At 42.8% G+C, this 20242-nt stretch carries 15 protein-coding genes; 4 read left to right on the forward strand and 11 right to left on the reverse strand.

Annotated elements, in window-relative coordinates; all coding sequences use genetic code 11:
- Positions 1–4: 4 nt before the first annotated feature.
- The 4 genes from NYE35_RS20860 to NYE35_RS20875 all read right to left on the reverse strand — a co-directional run bounded on the left by NYE35_RS20860 (position 5) and on the right by NYE35_RS20875 (position 4307).
- A complete protein-coding gene (locus NYE35_RS20860) occupies positions 5–814 on the reverse strand; it encodes a GNAT family N-acetyltransferase (protein ID WP_036685798.1) in 810 nt (269 codons plus the stop codon).
- A 207-nt stretch (positions 815–1021) separates the two neighbouring features.
- Entirely contained in the window at positions 1022–1249 is a 228-nt protein-coding gene (locus NYE35_RS20865; RefSeq protein WP_036685795.1) for a hypothetical protein, read from the reverse strand.
- 64 nt (positions 1250–1313) lie between these two features.
- Positions 1314–1514 carry a cold-shock protein gene (locus NYE35_RS20870; RefSeq protein WP_036685790.1) on the reverse strand — a complete coding sequence of 67 codons (201 nt, stop codon included), beginning with the start codon at positions 1512–1514 and terminating at the stop codon, positions 1314–1316.
- Between the two features lie 684 nt (positions 1515–2198).
- Positions 2199–4307: a methyl-accepting chemotaxis protein gene (locus tag NYE35_RS20875; protein WP_052097158.1), complete on the reverse strand. Its 2109-nt coding sequence runs from the start codon at positions 4305–4307 to the stop codon at positions 2199–2201.
- Between the two features lie 176 nt (positions 4308–4483).
- On the opposite strand from NYE35_RS20875, the gene NYE35_RS20880 reads away from it, so the two are divergent.
- On the forward strand, positions 4484–4888 hold the full coding sequence (locus NYE35_RS20880; protein ID WP_038572361.1) for a CBS domain-containing protein: 405 nt from the start codon (positions 4484–4486) through the stop codon (positions 4886–4888).
- Between the two features lie 54 nt (positions 4889–4942).
- Here NYE35_RS20880 and map read toward each other — a convergent pair whose 3' ends face one another.
- Positions 4943–5689 (reverse strand): type I methionyl aminopeptidase, encoded by a 747-nt coding sequence (map, locus tag NYE35_RS20885; protein WP_036685786.1) that lies wholly within the window; start codon positions 5687–5689, stop codon positions 4943–4945.
- Between the two features lie 399 nt (positions 5690–6088).
- On the opposite strand from map, the gene NYE35_RS20890 reads away from it, so the two are divergent.
- Positions 6089–7768, forward strand: a complete 1680-nt coding sequence (locus tag NYE35_RS20890) for a cellulase family glycosylhydrolase (RefSeq protein ID WP_341122008.1) — start codon at positions 6089–6091, stop codon at positions 7766–7768.
- Between the two features lie 874 nt (positions 7769–8642).
- On the opposite strand, the gene cysI is transcribed toward NYE35_RS20890, so the two are convergent.
- The 5 genes from cysI to NYE35_RS20915 form a co-directional block, all read right to left on the reverse strand.
- Positions 8643–10367 carry an assimilatory sulfite reductase (NADPH) hemoprotein subunit gene (cysI, locus tag NYE35_RS20895; protein WP_326047767.1) on the reverse strand — a complete coding sequence of 575 codons (1725 nt, stop codon included), beginning with the start codon at positions 10365–10367 and terminating at the stop codon, positions 8643–8645.
- A gap of 46 nt (positions 10368–10413) precedes the next feature.
- Positions 10414–12270, reverse strand: a complete 1857-nt coding sequence (locus NYE35_RS20900) for an assimilatory sulfite reductase (NADPH) flavoprotein subunit (protein WP_076147891.1) — start codon at positions 12268–12270, stop codon at positions 10414–10416.
- 234 nt (positions 12271–12504) lie between these two features.
- Positions 12505–15765, reverse strand: a complete 3261-nt coding sequence (locus NYE35_RS20905; protein WP_076100126.1) for an ATP-binding protein — start codon at positions 15763–15765, stop codon at positions 12505–12507.
- Positions 15743–16123, reverse strand: coding sequence for a response regulator (locus NYE35_RS20910; RefSeq protein ID WP_036685780.1), 381 nt, complete (start codon positions 16121–16123; stop codon positions 15743–15745). The genes NYE35_RS20905 and NYE35_RS20910 overlap by 23 nt, the downstream gene beginning before the upstream one ends.
- A gap of 61 nt (positions 16124–16184) precedes the next feature.
- Complete coding sequence (locus NYE35_RS20915) at positions 16185–17816, reverse strand: diguanylate cyclase (RefSeq protein ID WP_076142304.1); 1632 nt, start codon at positions 17814–17816, stop codon at positions 16185–16187.
- A gap of 217 nt (positions 17817–18033) precedes the next feature.
- On the opposite strand from NYE35_RS20915, the gene NYE35_RS20920 reads away from it, so the two are divergent.
- Together NYE35_RS20920 and NYE35_RS20925 are read left to right on the forward strand one after the other, a co-directional pair.
- On the forward strand, positions 18034–18303 hold the full coding sequence (locus NYE35_RS20920; protein WP_036685776.1) for an ACT domain-containing protein: 270 nt from the start codon (positions 18034–18036) through the stop codon (positions 18301–18303).
- Positions 18304–18320: 17 nt separating this feature from the next.
- Complete coding sequence (locus tag NYE35_RS20925; protein ID WP_244886527.1) at positions 18321–19676, forward strand: PFL family protein; 1356 nt, start codon at positions 18321–18323, stop codon at positions 19674–19676.
- Between the two features lie 89 nt (positions 19677–19765).
- On the opposite strand, the gene NYE35_RS20930 is transcribed toward NYE35_RS20925, so the two are convergent.
- The gene (locus NYE35_RS20930; protein WP_232061415.1) at positions 19766–20176 is read right to left on the reverse strand and encodes a hypothetical protein; all 411 of its coding nucleotides are present in this window, start codon (positions 20174–20176) and stop codon (positions 19766–19768) included.
- Between the last annotated feature and the right edge of the window lie 66 nt (positions 20177–20242).

The following is a 20242-nucleotide window of genomic DNA, read 5'->3' on the forward strand; positions in this document are numbered from 1 at the left end:
ATCCTTAACCCTTCCTGATGACGGATTCTACCAGCCGGTAATAGGGAATCATGTAGGTTGTCTCAAAGCCTAATCTATGCGCTAAGTTGAAAGAACCTTCGTTATCCAGACGACACGCCCACACCGGCTCAAGCTGATGTTCTAGACAGTATTCGATTAAGGCTGAACAGACAGCGTAGGCATAGCCCTTCCCCCGATGTGCTTCTGAGGTTTCTATGCCAATTTCCAGTTGATACTCATTAACAAAACCCGAAAATGCCGTAGAGGCAATTTCCCCAGCATCAAGAATATTGAAGCCCAGCCCCTCAGCAAGAAATTGCTCTTCATTCCTCCAAAAATCCTTAGGATTGACACCTCCTGTTGCCGCCATAAACCGTTCTTTGTTCATTCGCACCACTTCAAGGTCTTGGTTAAGATAAGAAGCTTTCTGGTTCAGATATCTCTCGCGGTTAAAGCTGAAGTTGACCCTTGTATTTCTATGGAGCATTTCCTGTTCACTCCAATGAGCGATAACTTCCGGCCAACCTCCCGCTGGATCAGCCTGCAGCAACTCTTGATGATGCCGAATCATATTTTTATTGGTTATGTAATCAAAAAGGTCGCGCTTAAACTCTTCATTATCCGACTCACCAATTAATAAAGACATTCCACAAGGGTGTGCAATGTAAAAAGCACGCGGGTTAACGATATCGTCAACATATAAGCTGCCAGGTATGACTTGCTTCACCACTGACTCAGCGAACATCGTATTTATTTTCACTTTTCCTAAAGGCTCAATAGCTTTGTAATAATCTTTACTCTCTAGTCGTTTCATAATTTTCTCCTTAGATATCACGTAATGTTTTGATAGATAACCACCAGTATGTGAGGATATTTTTTGCTGGATGACACTGTTACCTAAAATATCCCATTATTATAGACGATCTTCGGGTCGATAAGTTTCTATTTATAAGAAATTTGTGAGACAAAAAAAGACCATATCCTATCAAGGATTGGTCTACCCTATTTATTAATGCTGATCTTAGATTTTTTTCACAATCATATCGATCTCGCTCTTCAGTAAAAGATATCTGACGACACTTCTCATGATCGGAACTTTAGTCAACTTATGCTGATCTACATAACTTTTCATTTGATCTTTAGACAGCCCAAGCAAGCTTCCCGCTTCAGATACCGTCAATACTTCCTTGTTACTTGTAGCGTTAAAGGTTTTCTTAACTTTTAAATTCCAGTCTTCAAACACCTGCATTTACATCCGCCACCTTTCTATAAAAAAATCCCCAAACGATACGTTTGGGGATTCATTTTACTACTTACAGTTTTACAACATTCTCAGCTTGTTGACCACGATTGCCTTGAACTACGTTAAATTCTACACGTTGTCCTTCATCCAGGGACTTAAATCCGTCACCAGTAATTGCACTGAAATGTACGAATACATCTTCTCCACCTTCAACCTCGATAAAACCAAAACCTTTGTCTGCGTTAAACCATTTCACTGTTCCTGTTTGCATAATATAATTACCACCTTATTTTTATTTACATGTTATTCTTATCCTCAAAAAATCTCTTACAAAATCTCTAAAAAAATAAAAATTCACATATGGTACAAGGTTATTAACGTCTAAAGAATAACCCTCTACGCTATGTGAATTCGCCAGGTAAATACTTTCGATAGATTGATTATAGCACAGCTAACACCAAATAGATACTCTTCTGCATTATGAACAAAATGGGAAGAAAGAAGGAGCTGTGTCATAAGTGATTCTACGAGTGGAGACTGACCTCCTCACTTTCAAAATCTTAAAATCAACAAAACAGCGATTCTTCTGTTCTCGAAGAATCGCTGTTCGGCGTTTTTTGGTCATTCGCGGTCTGCTTCAACTACACTTTCATTATCCTGCGGGGCTTTCGGACTCAGTTGACGTTATTTACATGTTTTTATCCTTTACAGCTAGAATTCGGACACCAGCGACGTTATTCCTTGGAAAGAGGCTCATATTAAGCATTTTTTGGGCCAATAGCTACACTGGAGTCCGATAACATTCCAAATATCGGATAATCCTACGTTTAAGGACCACTGTGTCCCTTAGCAGGTTACTAAGCGTATTTTCCAGTGACTAAGCATGTGCTTTCGACACAGCAGTCATTTTCATAGCTTAGGGGATAGCCCTTTTTCTAAAATTTGAAAAGGGAATTTAAATTTTAAAATAGGACAATTTATCCAACAGGTCTTGCACCATTGAGCTAAGTGACTCCGACGAAGCTGAGATCTCTTCCATAGAAGCAAGCTGCTCCTCTGAGGCTGCTGCCACACTTTGGGAGTCAGATGAAGCTTCCGAAGCAAGATCGGCTAATTGTTTAACTGTAACTGAAATTTGCTCCGTACCCGCGGTCATCTGCTGTGCAGCTGCTGACACCTCTTGGATTTGATCAGTCACCTGCGTCATCTCTGTCAGAATCGAAGTAAATAAAAGATCACTATCAGATACACTTTGCACACCAAGAATTACTTTTTCATTGCCGACAGCCATTGCTTGTGAAGCTTGATTAGTATCTTGCACCACATCTTCAACCAAAGCAGTAACTTGTTCGGCAGCTTTTTTAGTCTGATCTGCCAGCATACGAATTTCTGAGGCCACTACAGCAAAACCTCGGCCATGTTCACCCACTCTGGACGCCTCAATAGCCGCATTTAGTGCCAACAGATTGGTCTGTTTACTTATGTTCGAAATCAGGCCTATAATCCCGCTGATCTGAGCAGATCGTTCGCCTAAACGTTCGATTGCCAGACTCGTCTCATCCACAGACAGCTTTAACTCTGACATTTGGTTCACTGCCATTTGAAGCTGCGCACTGCCCTTTTTCGTCTGATCGGTAACTTCATCTGCAGACGCAGACACCGATGACGAAGAGTCAGCGATCCGTTGCACTCCAACATTCAGCTCGCTCATCGCCATTGAAGAATCACCCGCATAATCACTCTGCAGCTGCGCTCCTTCGGCTACTCGTCCAATTGCCACAGCAATTTGTTCAGCAGCTTTCCCAGTCTGCTCAGCGTTAGCTGTCAGCTCTTCAGAGGTAGCTCCCACAGACATTGATAAATCAGCGACAAGTCCAAACATTTCTCGAAGCTTATGGGTCATATGATTAAAATGTGTAGCCATCTTGCCGAATTCATCATCATTTCGAACCTGCAGGGTTTGAGTCAAATCACCCTGAGACATCAGCTGCAATTTATCAGATAACAAGCGAAGCGGTTTAACTACCATCAACCATAGCTGAAGACCAACAATAACAGCTAAAATCAAAATACCAATAATCATAATGATAAAAAATTCTGTTTTGGCTTGTTCATAATCAGCCATGATAACATCCTTAGAAATCGCTGTCTGTGTGTACCAGACCTGGTCACTTCCAGGCATTGGTATCGGAACAAAAGTCCGCAGCACGTCTTCTCCCTTGGAATTTATCGTGTATCCCAGTGTGGCCTCCCCATTCTTCACACGCTTCCACAGTAATGTTTTATCTTCTGTATCACCGAACTCTTTGAGTACACTTTGAGGATCATTTGGATTGGCTGCATATTTGCCATTACCAGTGATTAAAGAAACATAACCTCCCAGAGGTTTATAGTTAACAGCTTCTTCCTGCAATTGGGTTAACGAAACATCGAACCCTACAGTCCCAAGAAATGCACCCGTTTTATCCAAAATCGGCAGCATGACCGAAATCATCTCTATTGCTCCACCAGTCGTCTCATAGGAATAGGGTTCAATATAGACCGGTTTTTTCTCTTTTTTAGGTAAAAGGTAATAATCACCTGCACCTTCTACATCGTAATTTTTTAAGGGTTCAACCTTAATTGCACCTTGATTTCTAAAGACATAAGGAATAAAACGCCCCGTACCATCATCATATGGCATCTTATTTATATTAGCCTGATCGTTCTGATCAAAAGCATTGGGTTCCCATAATATGCTCATCCCAAAAATTTCTGGTCTGTGCTCAAGCATAGTTTTCATTGTAGAAACAACATCTTCACGGTCCAAGGTTTGACGTTCTCTTGATTCAATCAGTACCTCAGCGAGCGCTTCACCCGTCGACTGAATGTCTATCATTCTATTCTGAATGGTCTCCGCATAACTTTTCCCTGCGATCTCTGCCTGAAGTTCACCGTTGGATATGCTCACACTACGCAGATTAGCCAGGTTTGCGACTAAACTAAAGAAAAAGATCACAATAATTACTAAACTTACCACCATAACAAACTTAAACGTTAAAGAAAGCCTTCGATACAATGCCATCTGAACAACTCCACTCTAGGATAATATATCTTTAATCGACAAAATACGACCTCTATTCAATAGGACTTATTACCTATAATTCAAGGGATGAAAATTTAAAATTCTATCCATTCCAAAAGTATGTTTAAATAAAAGTAGCCTAATCAAAAAAACATAATACAAAGGAGTTCATGCCGATGGAAATATCCTCTTTTTTGTTGCCAAAAGATCAAGTTGCCTATATCACTAACTCACTATCCATGCTGGAAGCCTTAGAACAATTAGAACAGCACCATTACACGGCTATCCCTATTATTGATAATGAAGGAAAATATGTAGGAACACTTTCGGAGGGTGATCTATTGTGGAAGCTGAAAAACACAGCAGACTTAACCTTTGACAATATAGGGGAAGTTCCAGTAAGCGACATCCAAAAGCATGTTCATAACGAAAGTGTTCTCATTAATGCAGAAATGGAAGATATGCTGACGCTCGCTGCGGATCAGAATTTCGTTCCTGTGATTGATAATGAGGGTGTATTTGTTGGAATTATTAGGAGAAAAGATATCATTGAATATTACACTCGCAACATTACGGATTAATAAAAAATGACCAATCTCCATTACGGAGACTGGTCATTTTATTTTTCATCAAAATTACAGTTCAGTCAGGATAATCGTTCCTTGTGGGGTAATCGCTAAAGTATGCTCATATTGTGCTGACAATCCGCCGTCAATGGTACGCGCAGTCCAACCATCCGCATCAATTTTTGTTCTGTAACTGCCTGTGTTCAGCATGGGCTCAATGGTAAATACCATCCCCTCTTTAAGACGAGGCCCTCTCCCTGCTGGACCATAGTGAGGCACTTCCGGAGCTTCATGCATTTCTGAACCGATCCCGTGGCCAATAAAATCACGTACTACAGAAAATCCGTTAGACTCTGCATAAACTTGGATGGCATGCGCAACATCCCCGATACGGTTGCCTGCAACCGCCTGCTCGATTCCACGGAATAACGATTCCTTAGTAGTGTCTAGAAGTTTGGTCGCCTGTTCACTAATATTGCCAATGCCGTAAGACCAGGCCGAATCTGCCAACCAGCCGTTTAAGTTAACAACCATGTCAATGGTTACGATATCCCCGTCTTTTAGCGGCTCTTTTTTCGGGAATCCGTGGCATATTACATCATTTACAGATGCACAGGTTGCGTACGGGTACCCATTATATCCTTTTTGCTCAGGAGTAGCTCCTTGAGACAATATAAATTTTTCTGCAAATTCATCAATTTCCCAGGTCGTAATACCAGGCTGCAAAATTTGCGCAATTTGACGATGACATTCAGCGAGAATTTTTCCCGCCGCACGCATTTTTTCGATCTCTTCCATCGTTTTCATGATAATCATAATATCGCCTCTTCTGTACAGAACTCATCGCTCTCGGGCAACGGTTCTTCTTTTGTATTTAGTTTACCCTTTATATTATGAAAGAAAATCGCGAGAAATCCAAATCATTAGTCAAAAAAAATTATATTTTCCTTCCTGAATCTAAAAATAACATCATTTTTTTATGATAATGTTAGATGAAAGACGAGTGCCTGATCAGCACTTCGTCTTATTTTCTAATAAAACATAAAATTATTGTTATCGTTAAATTATTTATTATTCCTAAAAATTCCTTTATATGTTATATTCAAAATAACTGAGGAGGTGATACATGCCTGTAATTGAGTGCATTTACTGCAACCACCTGAAGGATACGCATAATCTAAGAAGCAACCCTATTTGATTAAGGAGGAAATGTTGATGAAATTCAGTAAGCATTTTTCGTTCCGGAAAATCAGTTTGTTAGTATTAATTAGTATCCTTACTCTTTCTATTTCTTTACCTCAACAGCAGGCAGCGGCAGCAAACACTTCTGTTAAGGGCTTTTATGTAAGCGGTACCACTTTGTATGATGCCACCGGCAGTCCTTTTGTAATGCGTGGGGTTAATCATGCACACACTTGGTACAAAAACGATCTGGCTACTGCAATACCGGCCATTGCAGCCACTGGCTCCAATACCGTCAGAATTGTACTTTCTAATGGCAGCAAGTGGTCTCTCGATACCTTGGCGGATGTCCAAAATATTCTTAAGCTTTGTGATCAGTATAAATTGATTGCCATGCTGGAAGTGCATGATGCTACTGGCTCAGACAACACATCTGATCTTAACGCTGCAGTCAACTATTGGATCAGCATCAAGGATGCTTTGATTGGTAAAGAAGATCGTGTCATTGTGAATATTGCTAATGAATGGTACGGTTCTTGGAACACTGCAACATGGGCCAGTGGTTACCAAGCGGCAATTCCGGCGTTAAGAAATGCGGGTATTAAGAACACTTTAGTTGTAGATGCAGCGGGATGGGGTCAATACCCACAATCCATTTTCACTAGTGGTCAGGCTGTATATAATTCAGATACCTTAAAAAATACTATTTTCTCGATTCATATGTACGAATATGCCGGAGGTAATGCTGCTACCGTTAAGAGCAATATCGACAGTGCCTTGGCCATTGGAGCCCCCGTGATTATCGGCGAATTCGGTGACAAGCACACGGGTGGAGATGTCGATGAAGCCACCATTATGAGCTACACTAAGGAAAAAAAGGTAGGATGGCTCGCCTGGTCCTGGTATGGTAATGGCGGAGGCGTCGAATATCTGGATCTAGCCAGCGGTCCAGCAGGAACACTCAGCAACTGGGGAAATACAGTCGTTAATGGAGCAAACGGAACCTTAGCAACCTCCGTGCTTAATAAAATTTATACAACGCCTGGTTACCAACCTGTGCCGGATGGTGGCACAACTCCTACACCTACACCTACACCTACACCTACACCTACACCTACACCTACACCTACACCTACACCTACACCTACACCTACACCAACACCAACACCAACGCCAACAGCTACGCCAACGCCAACGCCAACGCCAACAGCTACGCCAACAGCAACAGTAACACCTACAGCCACTCCTACCGGCTCGCCATCCAGTAATCTGGCACTTTACTACCGTGCAGCAGATACCAATGCTACAGATAACTCAATCAAACCTTACTTCAACATTTATAACAACGGAACAACGGCAGTCAATCTAAATGGACTGAAAATTCGTTATTACTTTACTAAAGATGGAAGCGCCTCCCTCAATGGTGTGATCGATTGGGCGCAGATCGGTGCTTCTAATATATCGGTTGCCCTTGGGTCCACTAGTGGAACGAACGCCGACTCTTACGTTGAGCTTACTTTCAACGCTAGCGCGGGCTCCATACCTGCTGGTGGACAGTCAGGAGAAATCCAATTACGAGTGCATAAAAGCGACTGGTCTAACTTCAATGAAGCAAATGACTATTCGTTCGACCCAACCAAAGTTTCCTTCAGCACTTGGAACAAAGTAACCTTGTATCAAAACGATGTACTGATCTCCGGCATCGCTCCTTAAAAACATAAACCAGCGAGCCTCCCAAGATTGGAGACTTGCTGGTTTTTAAAATTAGATCTGTTGTAGCGCAGATGTTAGGATAATGCTTACTTATAGTAGCTCAAAAGATGACTGTTGTTAGATTTGTCAGTCAACAGTGATTTACTGCTGTTAGTCTACTGCTGGATTAGTCTGCTGCTGGACTGTTACTACTTTGATGTTAGTTTACTATTGCTCGTCTATTGTTCCGCTAGTCGATTGCTGCTCTTTTGTTTGGCTATTCTGCGTACTACTCTACTGTTGCTCCTACTGATCTGATTTCACTCTTTCACACTATCTAATTCGACTCTTTCATTACTCTGACGTTAATCTACTATCGCTCATCTGCCGTTCATCTGCTGCTCATCTGCCGTTCTTTACTTTTTGAACACTCGGTTGTGGTTTTCGGACTCAGATGACGCTATTTGTGCGATTTAAGCCGTTTTGAGCAACTTTCGGACTGGAGAGACGCTATTCTTCTGAAAAAGGCCTGTTCCTGCCTCTTTTCATCCCCATAACGGCGCTGGGGTCCGAATACTCTGCAATTAGGCAAGATTTCAGGAAATAAGGGCTCCTGAGTCCGTCACCTTGTTAGTCTACTGCCGCTCTACTATCGAACATCTACTGCTTATCTGCTACTCATCTACTACTCGTATGCGCTTATCTGCTACTCATCTACTACTCGTATGCGCTTATCTGCTGCTTATCTGCTGCTCATTTACTCTTGTCTACCGTCTTTACCTCTAGAGCATTTTGTGTACGACACGACACCCCGCGCATCTAACTACGCCCAAACCACAAAAAATACCCCGGCAGCCATCAACTGGCCCCGGGACATTTTTAAATCTACTTTCATTTAGTCATGGAAATTAAGTCCAGAGGTAACGGCTTTAACATAATCTGCACGGATCACAAAATCTCCAAAATGCTCGCCTTGTTGACGTTCTTTGGCATATCGGTGAAGAATAGGTTCAAGCGTCTCTAGGATCTCCTTCTCATCTATGTTTTCTTTATACATTTTATTCAGGCGATCACCCGTAAAGCCTGCTCCTAAATACATATTATATCTGCCTGGAGCCTTGCCGATAAACGAGATTTCACCCAGCGCCGGTCTAGCACATCCATTAGGGCAGCCGGTCATCCGGATTACAATTTCCTCGTCGCGCAAACCAGCTTTATCTATAACAAGCTCCAGCTTATCTATCAACGAAGGCAGATAACGTTCCGCTTCAGCCATCGCAAGTCCGCAGGTTGGCAGTGCTACACAGGACATGGAGCTGCGCCGCAATGCAGAAAGATGTGCTCCATCTGTAAGTCCATGCTGTTTAGCCAGCTCAGCTACTTTTCGTTTTTTGGCAGTAGTGACGTTGGCAATCGTTAGATTCTGATTCGGCGTTAGCCGGAAATCTCCAGTATGGATTTTAGCAATCTCCCGCAAGCCAGTCATCAAGGTGTATCCTTCTTGGTCATGAATCCGTCCGCTTTGGATATAAAGTGTCAGATTCCATTTTCCATTGATACCCTTCACCCAGCCGTAACGGTCTCCGTTGTGATCAAAATGATAATCATGTGCCGCTTCAAGCTGCCATCCGAGTCTTTCATGCAGTTCGTCAACGAACCATTCCAGACCGTGGCGGTCAATCGTATATTTGAACCGTGCATTTTTGCGGACAGAGCGATTGCCATAATCCCGCTGGATCGTTACGGTCTTTTCTGCCACATCAATCAACTGTTCGGGACGGCAAAAACCAATAATACGTCCCAACTGAGGATAAGTACTGGTATCGCCATGAGTCATCCCCATACCGCCGCCTACAGAAACGTTAAAGCCGACTAGCTTCTCATTTTCCAGAATAGCGATAAAACCCAGATCTTGCGAGAATACATCCACATCATTAGAAGGTGGCACCGCTAAGCCAATCTTGAATTTACGCGGTAAATATACCGGACCATAGATTGGTTCTACTTCCGCACGTTCGCCTAAGCTATCTACTACCTTTTCACCGTCTAGCCAAATCTCATGGTAGGCGGGAGTACGTGGGGATAAGTGATCACTCACTTTGCGCGCCCATTCATAGACCTCTGCATGCACCTCTGACTGGTAAGGATTCGGATTACTCATTACGTTACGGTTAACATCGCCGCAAGCTGCCAGCGTCGTCATCAGCGTATCATTAATGCTGCGAATGGTTTTCTTAAGATTCCATTTGAGTACCCCATGCATTTGAAACGCCTGTCTGGTAGTCAGACGTAAGGTCCCATTACCGTATTTTTGTGCCAAATCATCCATCACTAGCCACTGCTCTGGTGTCGCTACCCCGCCTGGGGCAACTACACGAAGCATGAACTGAAATGCAGGCTCCAGCTTTTGCCGTTCACGCTCATTGCGTAAATCCCGATCGTCCTGCATATAACTTCCGTGAAATTTCAGCAGCCGATTATCATCTTCCGGCAAACCTCCGGTAATCGGATTGCTTAATGTCTCAACAAGCGCGCCCCGCAGATAGTTACTCTCTTGCTTAATGTGCTCAACATCACTTGGAGGCCCGCCGATCGGCTTAACCTTTTCATTGTTTGCCATTGTTGTTATCTCCCCCCGAAGTCATTCGATAACTTTCCTCTATCCATTAGTAAACATCACGTTGGTAGCGCTGCGCCTGCTGCATATTATCCAAATAAGCTGCTGCTTCTTCAGGACTCAGCCCACCCTCATGCTGGATGACAGTAATCAGAGCAGAATGAACATCATGTGCCATATGCTTCTCGTCACCGCAAATGTAAATATGAGCTCCCGCTTGCAGCCATTCGTAGACCTCGCGGCTCTTTTCCAGAATGCGATGCTGAACATATACTTTCTCTTCGGTATCACGGGAGAAAGCAACATCCAGCTTAGTTAACAAGCCGTCTTTTAGCATTCTCTGCCAGTCTGTCTGATAGAGGAAGTCCGTCACGAAATGCCGATCTCCGTAGAACAGCCATGATTTACCTTCCGCCCCAAGCTCGCCACGTTCCTCCAAGAAAGAGCGGAAGGGTGCAACGCCTGTCCCCGGTCCAATCATAATGATCGGCGCATCAGGATTTGTTGGAAGCTTAAAGTTAGGATTATGTTGAATGTAGATGGGCAACGTATCTCCCGGCTGGACTCTTTCAGCACAATGTACCGAGCAGACCCCATAACGCTCACGGCCATGTGCCTCATAACGTACAGCTCTAACCGTTAAATGAACCTCATCTGGATTAGCTTTATAGCTGCTAGCAATTGAATAGAGTCGTGCTGGAAGCTTGCGCAAAATAGTCACAAAGTTACTGGCTGAGCCTTCCCATGGAGAGAAATCCTGAACCAAATCGAGCAGATCGCGGCCTTGAATATATTCCTTAAGCTGTTGCGCACGTTCTGGCGCCAATAAATCCTTTAGTTTGTTAGAAGAAGATAACTTCGCCGCTTGCTCAAGCAACGGTTTGGTTAATACAGTGATTTCATAGTGGTGAAGAAGTGCCTCACGTAAGGAACCTTCTTCCCCTTTTTTATTAAATGGAACAATATCATTAGGATTCCAGCCCATAGTATGAATAATAGCGTCTACCAATTCAGGATGATTCTCCGGGTAGACACCCAGCGCATCCCCTGGCTCAAATTGTATGTTAGAGCCTTCTAGTGATAGCTCCAAATGGCGGGTCTCCCGGTCGGAACCGCGTCCGTTCAGATTTAGATTTTCTAATACTTCCGCTTTAAAAGGATTGTTGCGGGTATACAAAGGCTCCTGAGAATCTGTGTCTTCCGCAGCTTGAACCGCTTTTGCCGCAATGGCCGGAGCATTTAAATGTGCATTTAAGGCACCAATCACGCCTTCAAACCATTCGGTAACCGAATCATCATAATCAAGATCACAATCCACACGCGGACTTAACCGCTTGCCACCAAGTTCCTCAAGCCGCTGATCGAAGTCTTTGCCGGTCTGACAAAAGAATTCGTAAGAGGTATCCCCCAGTGCCAACACTGAGAACTTCAGATTCTCTAATTGAGGGGCTCTTTTGCTATAGAGAAATTCATGGAACATCCGTGCATTATCTGGCGGCTCGCCTTCACCGTGAGTACTGACCAGCAATAGGAGGTTCTCAACCTTCTTAAGTGCATTGGGCTTAAAGCTGTTCATCGCAGTGAGCGTGACCTGAAACCCTTGCTCCTCCAGCTTGCGGGACAAGCTCCCAGCCAGCCGTTGGCAATTCCCTGTCTGGGACCCAAACAACACGGTCACTTCACGTGAAGCTACAGGTTGACTAACTGCACTACCTTCCGCATTTCCTATCGCATTTGATTGCACTGCTTGAACCCCGGCACCTGCCGATGGTGCAGTAGTAAGGCCCATGGCCGACAAATAACCGCTAAGCCATATTTGCTGTGTCTCCGTTAAGGATGGTAGAAGACGATTGAGTAGCTCCACTTGGCTCTCGTTAAAAGGACTGTTCGTTACCTGTAGTTGCAACAATATCCACCTCTCCTAAACATGAAATCTTCTGATGATCCGTACCTCATGAAATCAGGCTATCACAATAATTGTAAACGATCAATGATGTCGATTTAACCTAATAATTGTAATTTATTGAAAAAGTATCTATATAGTACGTAAAAACCGATCAAAACAGTATGATTTAACCTGTTTTGATCGGTTTCATTATAAAAAGTGATACTATTTATAAAATATTGTGATAAATAAAAGCTATAATTTTTGCTTACTTTCGGGAAATAACACCTCGCCGATCCCCGTCTTAATCTTCACTATCTCCTCAAGCGTATTCGATAGCTCGCCGGGCGGATAAGGTTTAGTTAAATATTTTTGAATTACATCGTTTAATTGATTCTTATCCGATTGATCCAGAGCAGAAGAAATAACGATAGGGATATTTTCAGTTCTTGGATCTTCTTTAAGCATGCGGATCAAATCCCAGCCATCCAGCTCTTCACCCAACATCAAATCTACCACTATCGCCACAAATGGTGTTTTCAAGGCCTGATCAAAAGCTTGCTGTGGATGGTAATGATGGGTAACACGGAAGCCCTTCCCTTTAAGCTCTTCTGATAAAAGCAACGAAAGACTGTAATCATCTTCAACGATCATTACATTAGGCTTGAGCTCTTTATCGGTGCTCCATTTATTAAGCTCATCCTGTTGCCGGCTCGCTTCCGCATGGAGGATAGGGAGGCTAAACCAGACGGTAGTGCCTTCTCCTTCTACGGAATCTATACCGATATTTCCCTTTTGCTTCTCAATGATCTCCTTACAGATAGCAAGTCCAAGTCCTGTTCCTCCAATTCTTTTAGAGGCGCTATTATCCACTCTTCTGAATTTTTGGAATAGCTGTCCTATTTGATCCTTAGGAATGCCAAGACCATTATCCTGGATACGTACAATAATCCTATCCGACTCGTTATGCAGCAGTACTTTAACTTCATTGTTATCAGGCGAGAACTTAATCGCATTACTTAACAGATTCGTCAGAACTTGGACAATCTTATCCTTGTCCACATCAACATCCGCATTCAAAGCCTCATCCACTAGGAGCACATGATGGGTACTGCTCAGTTTATATTGATCAATTACGCCTAATACAATTTCACTGAGATTCAAATGCTCCGTGATATATTGCTGCTTACCTGACTCCATTCTCTGCAAATCAAGAAAATCATTTATGAGCTCCGTCAGTCGTTTAGCTTCTTTATGAATCGTCTCCAGATATTTAAGCTGCTTCTCAGGCTTCATGGTCTTAGACAATAGCAGTTCTGTGAAACCAAGCACACTCGATAGCGGTGTTCTTAGCTCATGACTTACCGTACTGACAAGATCAGATTTCATAAGGTCCAGCTCATATTCTCTAGTGATATCTCTGTAGACAAACAATGTACCAATACGCAGCTCGCGACGGAATACAGGGATCGCATACACATCAATATGCTTCATCGATTCAGTTCCAATGGAGTATTGCATGCTGCTGGATTCCAGAGCATCCTCAGCAATCGCTTTTTCAAAAAACATCCGAAGTTCATGGTTCTCATTCGAGTGCTCGATGAAATAATCCATCCATTTCTGTCGGGGAATCAAAGTTCCTTCTGTCCACTCATAATTAAAAATGTTGCTCAACGCTTTATTCATCTGCAGGAGCATACCTTCTGTATTCACAAATTGTATGCCCTCGTTCACATTATTTACGATGTCCCGATTCAGCTTTCGTCCATGTTCAATCTCTTCATACATGAATAAACGTTCAATCGCCAGCGCTACGCGGTTCATCATCCCCTGAACCTCATTAATCTCTTCTTTGCTGAAGGAATGACCAATCCGGCTGCCACAGAACACTGCAAGAATCTCATCCTCTGCGTTCACAACAGTAGTGTAGAAGTCGTAAACATAGACCTCACTCGCAGAAATACCTTGCTCTGGTTGTGTGGCCAAACGCTTGATTAGGTACGTTTTTTCCGCTTGCAAGCGATATAACATCTCATTGTTCTCATGATCAAGATAACGCTCCACATTCTCCTGCGGAATGCCTTTCACAGCCGCGATATTATCTTTCACAAGCAGGAAGAAACTCGAATCAAAGGCATACAGGCGATGCATAAACTCAATAAACTTATCGGCAAATTCATGCTTATCCAAGGTATAAGTAATATCATGATTCAGCTGATTATTAAGCTCAAGCATCATCTTGGTCTGTTCTGTATTTTTTAACGTTTCGGCTAGCTCCTGCTGCACGCTCTTCATTGAGGTGATATCGTTCGCAATAAGGATGTATTGATAAATCACACCCTCTTCATTCAGGTACGGCACAATCGTTAGTTGCAGCCAGATGGGCAATCCGTCTTTGGCTAGAATCTGCAGCTCATTGTTCCACACTCCGCCTGTATTTAATTTGTTAAAAATTTTCTGATAACCCTCGTCAGAGATATTATAAAGTTCAAATAACTTATAGGTGTAACCGATAATCTCAGACTTTTTATAGCGGGTATATCCACTTAAATTATCATTCGCGTAGGTAAAGACACCTTTAGCAGTAAGGATCCCGACCGCAGACGATTGATCCAAAGCTTTCATCATACTTTCAATTTCACTAAGCGAGCGTTGCAGCCTATATTGCTGATCCTGAAGTTCATCCTGCTGCGCATGCAGCTCTTCATTCTGCATCATCAATTCTTCTTCTTTATCTTGAATACTTCTAGCCATATTAAGAAAAGCATCATAAAGTCGGCCAATTTCATCTTGATTCTTAAGCTTGCCCAGAAGAATTTCTTCTCCTGCAGCCAGGGAATGGGTTGCCCCTTCCAGCTTCAGAATAGGATCTATAAGGTTCTTCAGAATCCGCCAGATCATAAAGGTGAAGATTAGCAGAATAATCGTGCTGAAAAAGAATGCGATAAAGGTAAATTCATTGGCACGTTTGATGTAATCCATAGCCATAGTATTTAATGCGGCATCGGATCGTTGCTTGTACTCTTTTGTATACATTAAAAAATCATTCACTGATTTCGTGTTCCCATCTGCGGATAGAGCTCTCAAAGACACATAATCATCTGCCTCGACAAACCGAATCGCTTCAGGTAAAACTTTAGTTTTGTACTGAACATAAAATGCTTTCAAACCATCTCTAAACAAGGCTTCTTCCGGAGATAAATTGAGATTAGAATAGGTATCCAGAATCTTATCAAAGTTAACAAGTCCTAAGTTTAGGAGATCTAATTCATTGGCACTCTTAAGTGCGCTGAATCCCCTCGCTCGGAAAAAAACCTCATTTAATGCAGTCGCCAATTCGTTAATCGTGTCCGCCTTATTCTGCAGAACTTCACGGTCTCTACTTAATTTGTTCTGCTCATTATTTATGAAAAATAAAAATACAGATCCCATAATAATGATTAACGAAAAAACCAAGGCAATGATACGAAAATATCTATTTTTAATACTGTGATTAGAGCTGCTTCCCTTTGTCACTTAGGATCCCCTCCACAATCTGCAAGAGTTCCATCGGACTAAAAGGTTTCGGCATAAAATAACGTGCGCCTGCATCTACCGCTCGAAGACGATCTACATCTTGGGCTTTGGCTGTTAACATTAAAATAGCTGTAGCCTTCTTTTTCTCATCATCCAGTTGGCCTAGGACTTCAATCCCTGTCATTTCAGGCATCATATAATCCAATATCACCAAATCATAATGATCCTGTGACAATTTTGAAAGCGCCTCTAATCCGTTCTCGGCAGTATGGATCTCCACGTCTTCCAAATCTTCTAAGGTGTCTACAATTAACATCCGTAATACTTCTTCATCATCCACTACCATTACCTTTTGCATAGCTGCCTAATTCCCTCCGCTTTAGATCTCTCCTGCTGCTCACAACATTTTCAGAACCCAATTAGAACAAAAATCTATGAGCCAACCGCTCTATTCTCGACAATAACTCAGGCATATGGACCGGTTTCACTACATAATCATCGGCACCCATCTGCAGGGCATGTACAATATCCGCCTGATTATTTCTTCCCGTCAGCATGATCACTAATATATTTACTTCCGGATACGTTTTGCGGATTCTTTCCAGAACTTCTACTCCATCCAGATCAGGCATCACACCATCCAGCAAAATAATATACTTCTCATCCACGGCATACCAATCCGATTGCAGAAAATCAAGCCCATTCGCATAGCTGCTAACCTTCACCTCAGCAATATTATCCGGCTCCCAAATGGCGAACTGACTGGTCACAATTCTACGAATTAGCGTATCATCATCTACAACAATCACATTCAGAACCGAATGCTTTTTAGTAGTGGATAAATGGTCCGAATAAAGCGTTGTCTGATTCCTTCCAGCATGCTTACTGGCATAAAGAGCCTGATCTGCTTCCTCAATCAATTTATCGGCTATATTCTCGGCATCTGTTACCTCAGAAATCCCGCTAGAGATGGTCACATGAAAGATTTCATTTTTCGCAAAAAAGTCAGTAGCCGCAAACCGCTCTTGAATACGCTGTATAACCAACATTGCAGATTCCGCATCCGTGTGAGGTAAGAACACTGCAAACTCTTCTCCCCCATAACGGCAAAAGGTATCCTCCAGACGGATGGAATTCTTCACAAGCTCGGAAAAGCCCTGCAGAACTTCGTCTCCAATTAGGTGACCATATGTATCATTAACGTTTTTAAAATAATCCAAATCAATCAGCGCTAACGAAAATACGCGGTTAGTCCGCTTAAAATCACCAATCAACTGCTTCATGACTTGATTAAAGTGTTTGCGATTGAATGCGCCGGTCAAATCATCCACGATGATGGACTCCTGCCATTCTCTCTTAAGCTGAAAGCGATTTTTGATCAATACCAGAAATAAATCAATATCTACAGGCTTCGGTAAAAAATCCATCACCCCCAGCGAATACGCATGCATTTGCGTCGCTTTGGAGTACTCCCCACTTATAATGATAATGGGAATTCGTTCTTTTTTAGCCTTGCCGATAATTTGGTTCAACACCTCAATCCCACTTTTATCCGGTAAAAGAATATCCAGCAGAATGAGATCTGGTTTCGTTTCATAAAAGATTTTGAGTCCCCGTTCAGCAGATAAGGCTATGCTTACATAGTAATTCTGCTTCTCCAATGACTCTTTCAGATAAGCAACTAACTCTACATCGTCGTCGATAAGAAGAATATCATTCTGCGTGAGCGTCTCAGCAGGTCCCTTTTTATCCAATGCTTTAACAGAGCTTGAAGCTGCCAATGAATGGACATTAAACAATGGAATCAGTGGATATAAATAATCCCCCCATTCCTCAACCGACCAACTCTTAAGACTGCTTTCCATGAAATAGGGCAGCGTATCCTCGGCAAATTGTTCGACATCTGGTAATCCGACAGTTCCAGCAGTGCCTTTTAAATTATGCAAAAAACGATAAATGTCCTTTTCCTTCACTTCCGCCTGTTCCGTCCATTCCTGGAGGGTCATCTTCGTTCTTTGCTCAACCATGTCTTTATATTTTTGTGTAGTCATATTTACTCCTTCAGACTATCATATCAAACTCTCAGTTCATCACATTTTTTATAGGCTGTCAAATGAATTTTCTATAATTTCAGCTGTCAAAATAAATATTTAATCAAACTGACAAAAAACCTTTGGTTGAAGCTTGTTTCATCATTTGCAATAATAGTTGGAATGGTTCATTCCGTATACACGGTGAAATCAATAAATACAAAGGGAGGCTGTATTCATGAAGGGAATTATTACTGTATTGGGAAAAGATAAAGTAGGGATTATTGCTAAAGTATGTACATATCTAGCCGAACACAATTTGAACATTCTGGATATTTCGCAGACGATCGTTCAGGATTATTTTAACATGATGATGATTGTAGACATTTCTAGCTCAACTAAAGCTTTTGAGAATATCGTAGAGGAATTACATTTGCTTGGCGAATCGATTGGCGTGGAAATCAAGCTTCAGCATGAGGATATTTTTAATATTATGCACCGAATCTAGGAGGATGGCTGACCATGATATCACTAGTGGAAGTACAAGAAACGAATAAGATGATTCGTGAAATGAATCTGGATGTGCGTACCATAACAATGGGGATCAGCCTCATGGATTGTGCCCACACGGATATGCGCACCTTTAATCAAAATGTATATGACAAAATCACCAGATCCGCTGAAAAGCTCGTAAAGACGGGTGAAGATCTGGAAAGACAATTTGGGGTTCCTATCGTTAACAAACGGATTTCTGTCACACCCATCGCTATTGCCGCTGGTGCGGTGAAGACAGATACCTATGTACCTGTTGCTGAAATCCTGGACAAGGCTGCAAAAGAGGTAGGCGTTAACTTTATTGGCGGCTTCTCTGCACTTGTACAAAAAGGTTGCACCAAAGGCGATCGTATTCTGATCGACAGTATTCCTGAAGCATTGGCAGTCACTGAAAGAGTCTGCTCCTCGGTCAATGTCGGTTCCTCCAGAAGTGGAATCAACATGGATGCTGTGAAATTAATGGGCGACATTATTATCCAAACTGCAGAACGCACCAAGGATCGGGATTCCATCGGCTGCGCCAAGCTGGTAGTCTTCTGTAATGCAGTCGAGGACAACCCTTTTATGGCCGGAGCATTTCACGGGGTTGGGGAGCGGGAATGTGTCATCAACGTTGGCGTCAGCGGTCCTGGTGTAATCAAACGTGCGCTTGAAGAGGTTCGAGGGCAGGATTTTGAAACCTTATGTGAAACCATTAAACGGACAGCCTTCAAAGTCACACGTGTCGGTCAGCTAGTTGCTCAAGAGGCTTCCAAACGGATGAATGTTCCTTTTGGGATTATCGATCTATCCTTAGCCCCTACTCCAGAAATCGGAGATTCCATTGCCGAAATCTTTCAAGTCATGGGTCTGGAGGAAGCTGGCGCACCGGGAACAACCGCTGCTCTGGCGATCCTAAATGACAATGTTAAAAAAGGTGGCGTGATGGCCTCCTCCTATGTAGGTGGCCTTAGTGGAGCCTTTATTCCAGTCAGTGAAGATCACGGCATGATTCAAGCCGTTCAGCGGGGTGCCCTTACACTAGAGAAACTGGAAGCTATGACCTGTGTTTGTTCCGTGGGACTGGATATGATAGCTATCCCAGGAAGCACCACCAAGGAGACCATTTCCGGTATCATCGCGGATGAAGCTGCAATTGGCATGGTGAATAACAAAACCACTGCGGTTCGCGTGATTCCAGTAATCGGCAAGGACGTAGGTGAAATGGTCGAATTTGGCGGCCTGCTCGGATATGCACCAGTCATGGCAGTGAACGGCTTCAACTGCGCGAACTTCATTAATCGTGGCGGACGAATCCCAGCTCCAATTCATAGCTTTAAGAATTAATAGAAACCTCAAACAGCAAGTCCCTATTTGTACTTAGGAGACTTGCTGTTTTTTATTAATCTGATGCTGAGAATGTTAGTTTACCTTGATTAAGCCCGTTGGATGCCAATATTAGGTGTTCCGCCAGTCAAATCGATAAATAATACATAATCATTTCCATCTGTGCCCTTCAGCACGAGACCAGTCTGACCTACAGCACCTACAGAAAAGTATCGAACTTGTTGCAGGCTGGTAGGAGCGCCTGGTGGCAATGTTGCTTGGTTCGTAGCGATCAACCGGGTTGCAGCTCTAATGGTGCCTGCCCCGCTAATTTCACCGGTTACCCCCAGATGACCAAGTATGGATTCACTGCCGTTCACATTTAGGCTTCCCATTATGGTCTGACTACCATTCAAATGAAGATTCGAATCGATAGTCTCATTTCCATTAACGTGCAGATCATTTTGAATGGTCTGACTTCCTGTAACTAGAACGTTATCGAAGGTTGGCAAGGCGATCATCCCTTTCAGGTTTTATAGCATATCTTATGTTAAACAAGCCAGCCCTGTCATAGATAGATATACAGC

It is taken from the genome of Paenibacillus sp. FSL L8-0494 (assembly GCF_038003695.1).
In the GTDB taxonomy this organism is placed as follows: Bacteria; Bacillota; Bacilli; order Paenibacillales; family Paenibacillaceae; genus Paenibacillus_AQ; species Paenibacillus_AQ odorifer.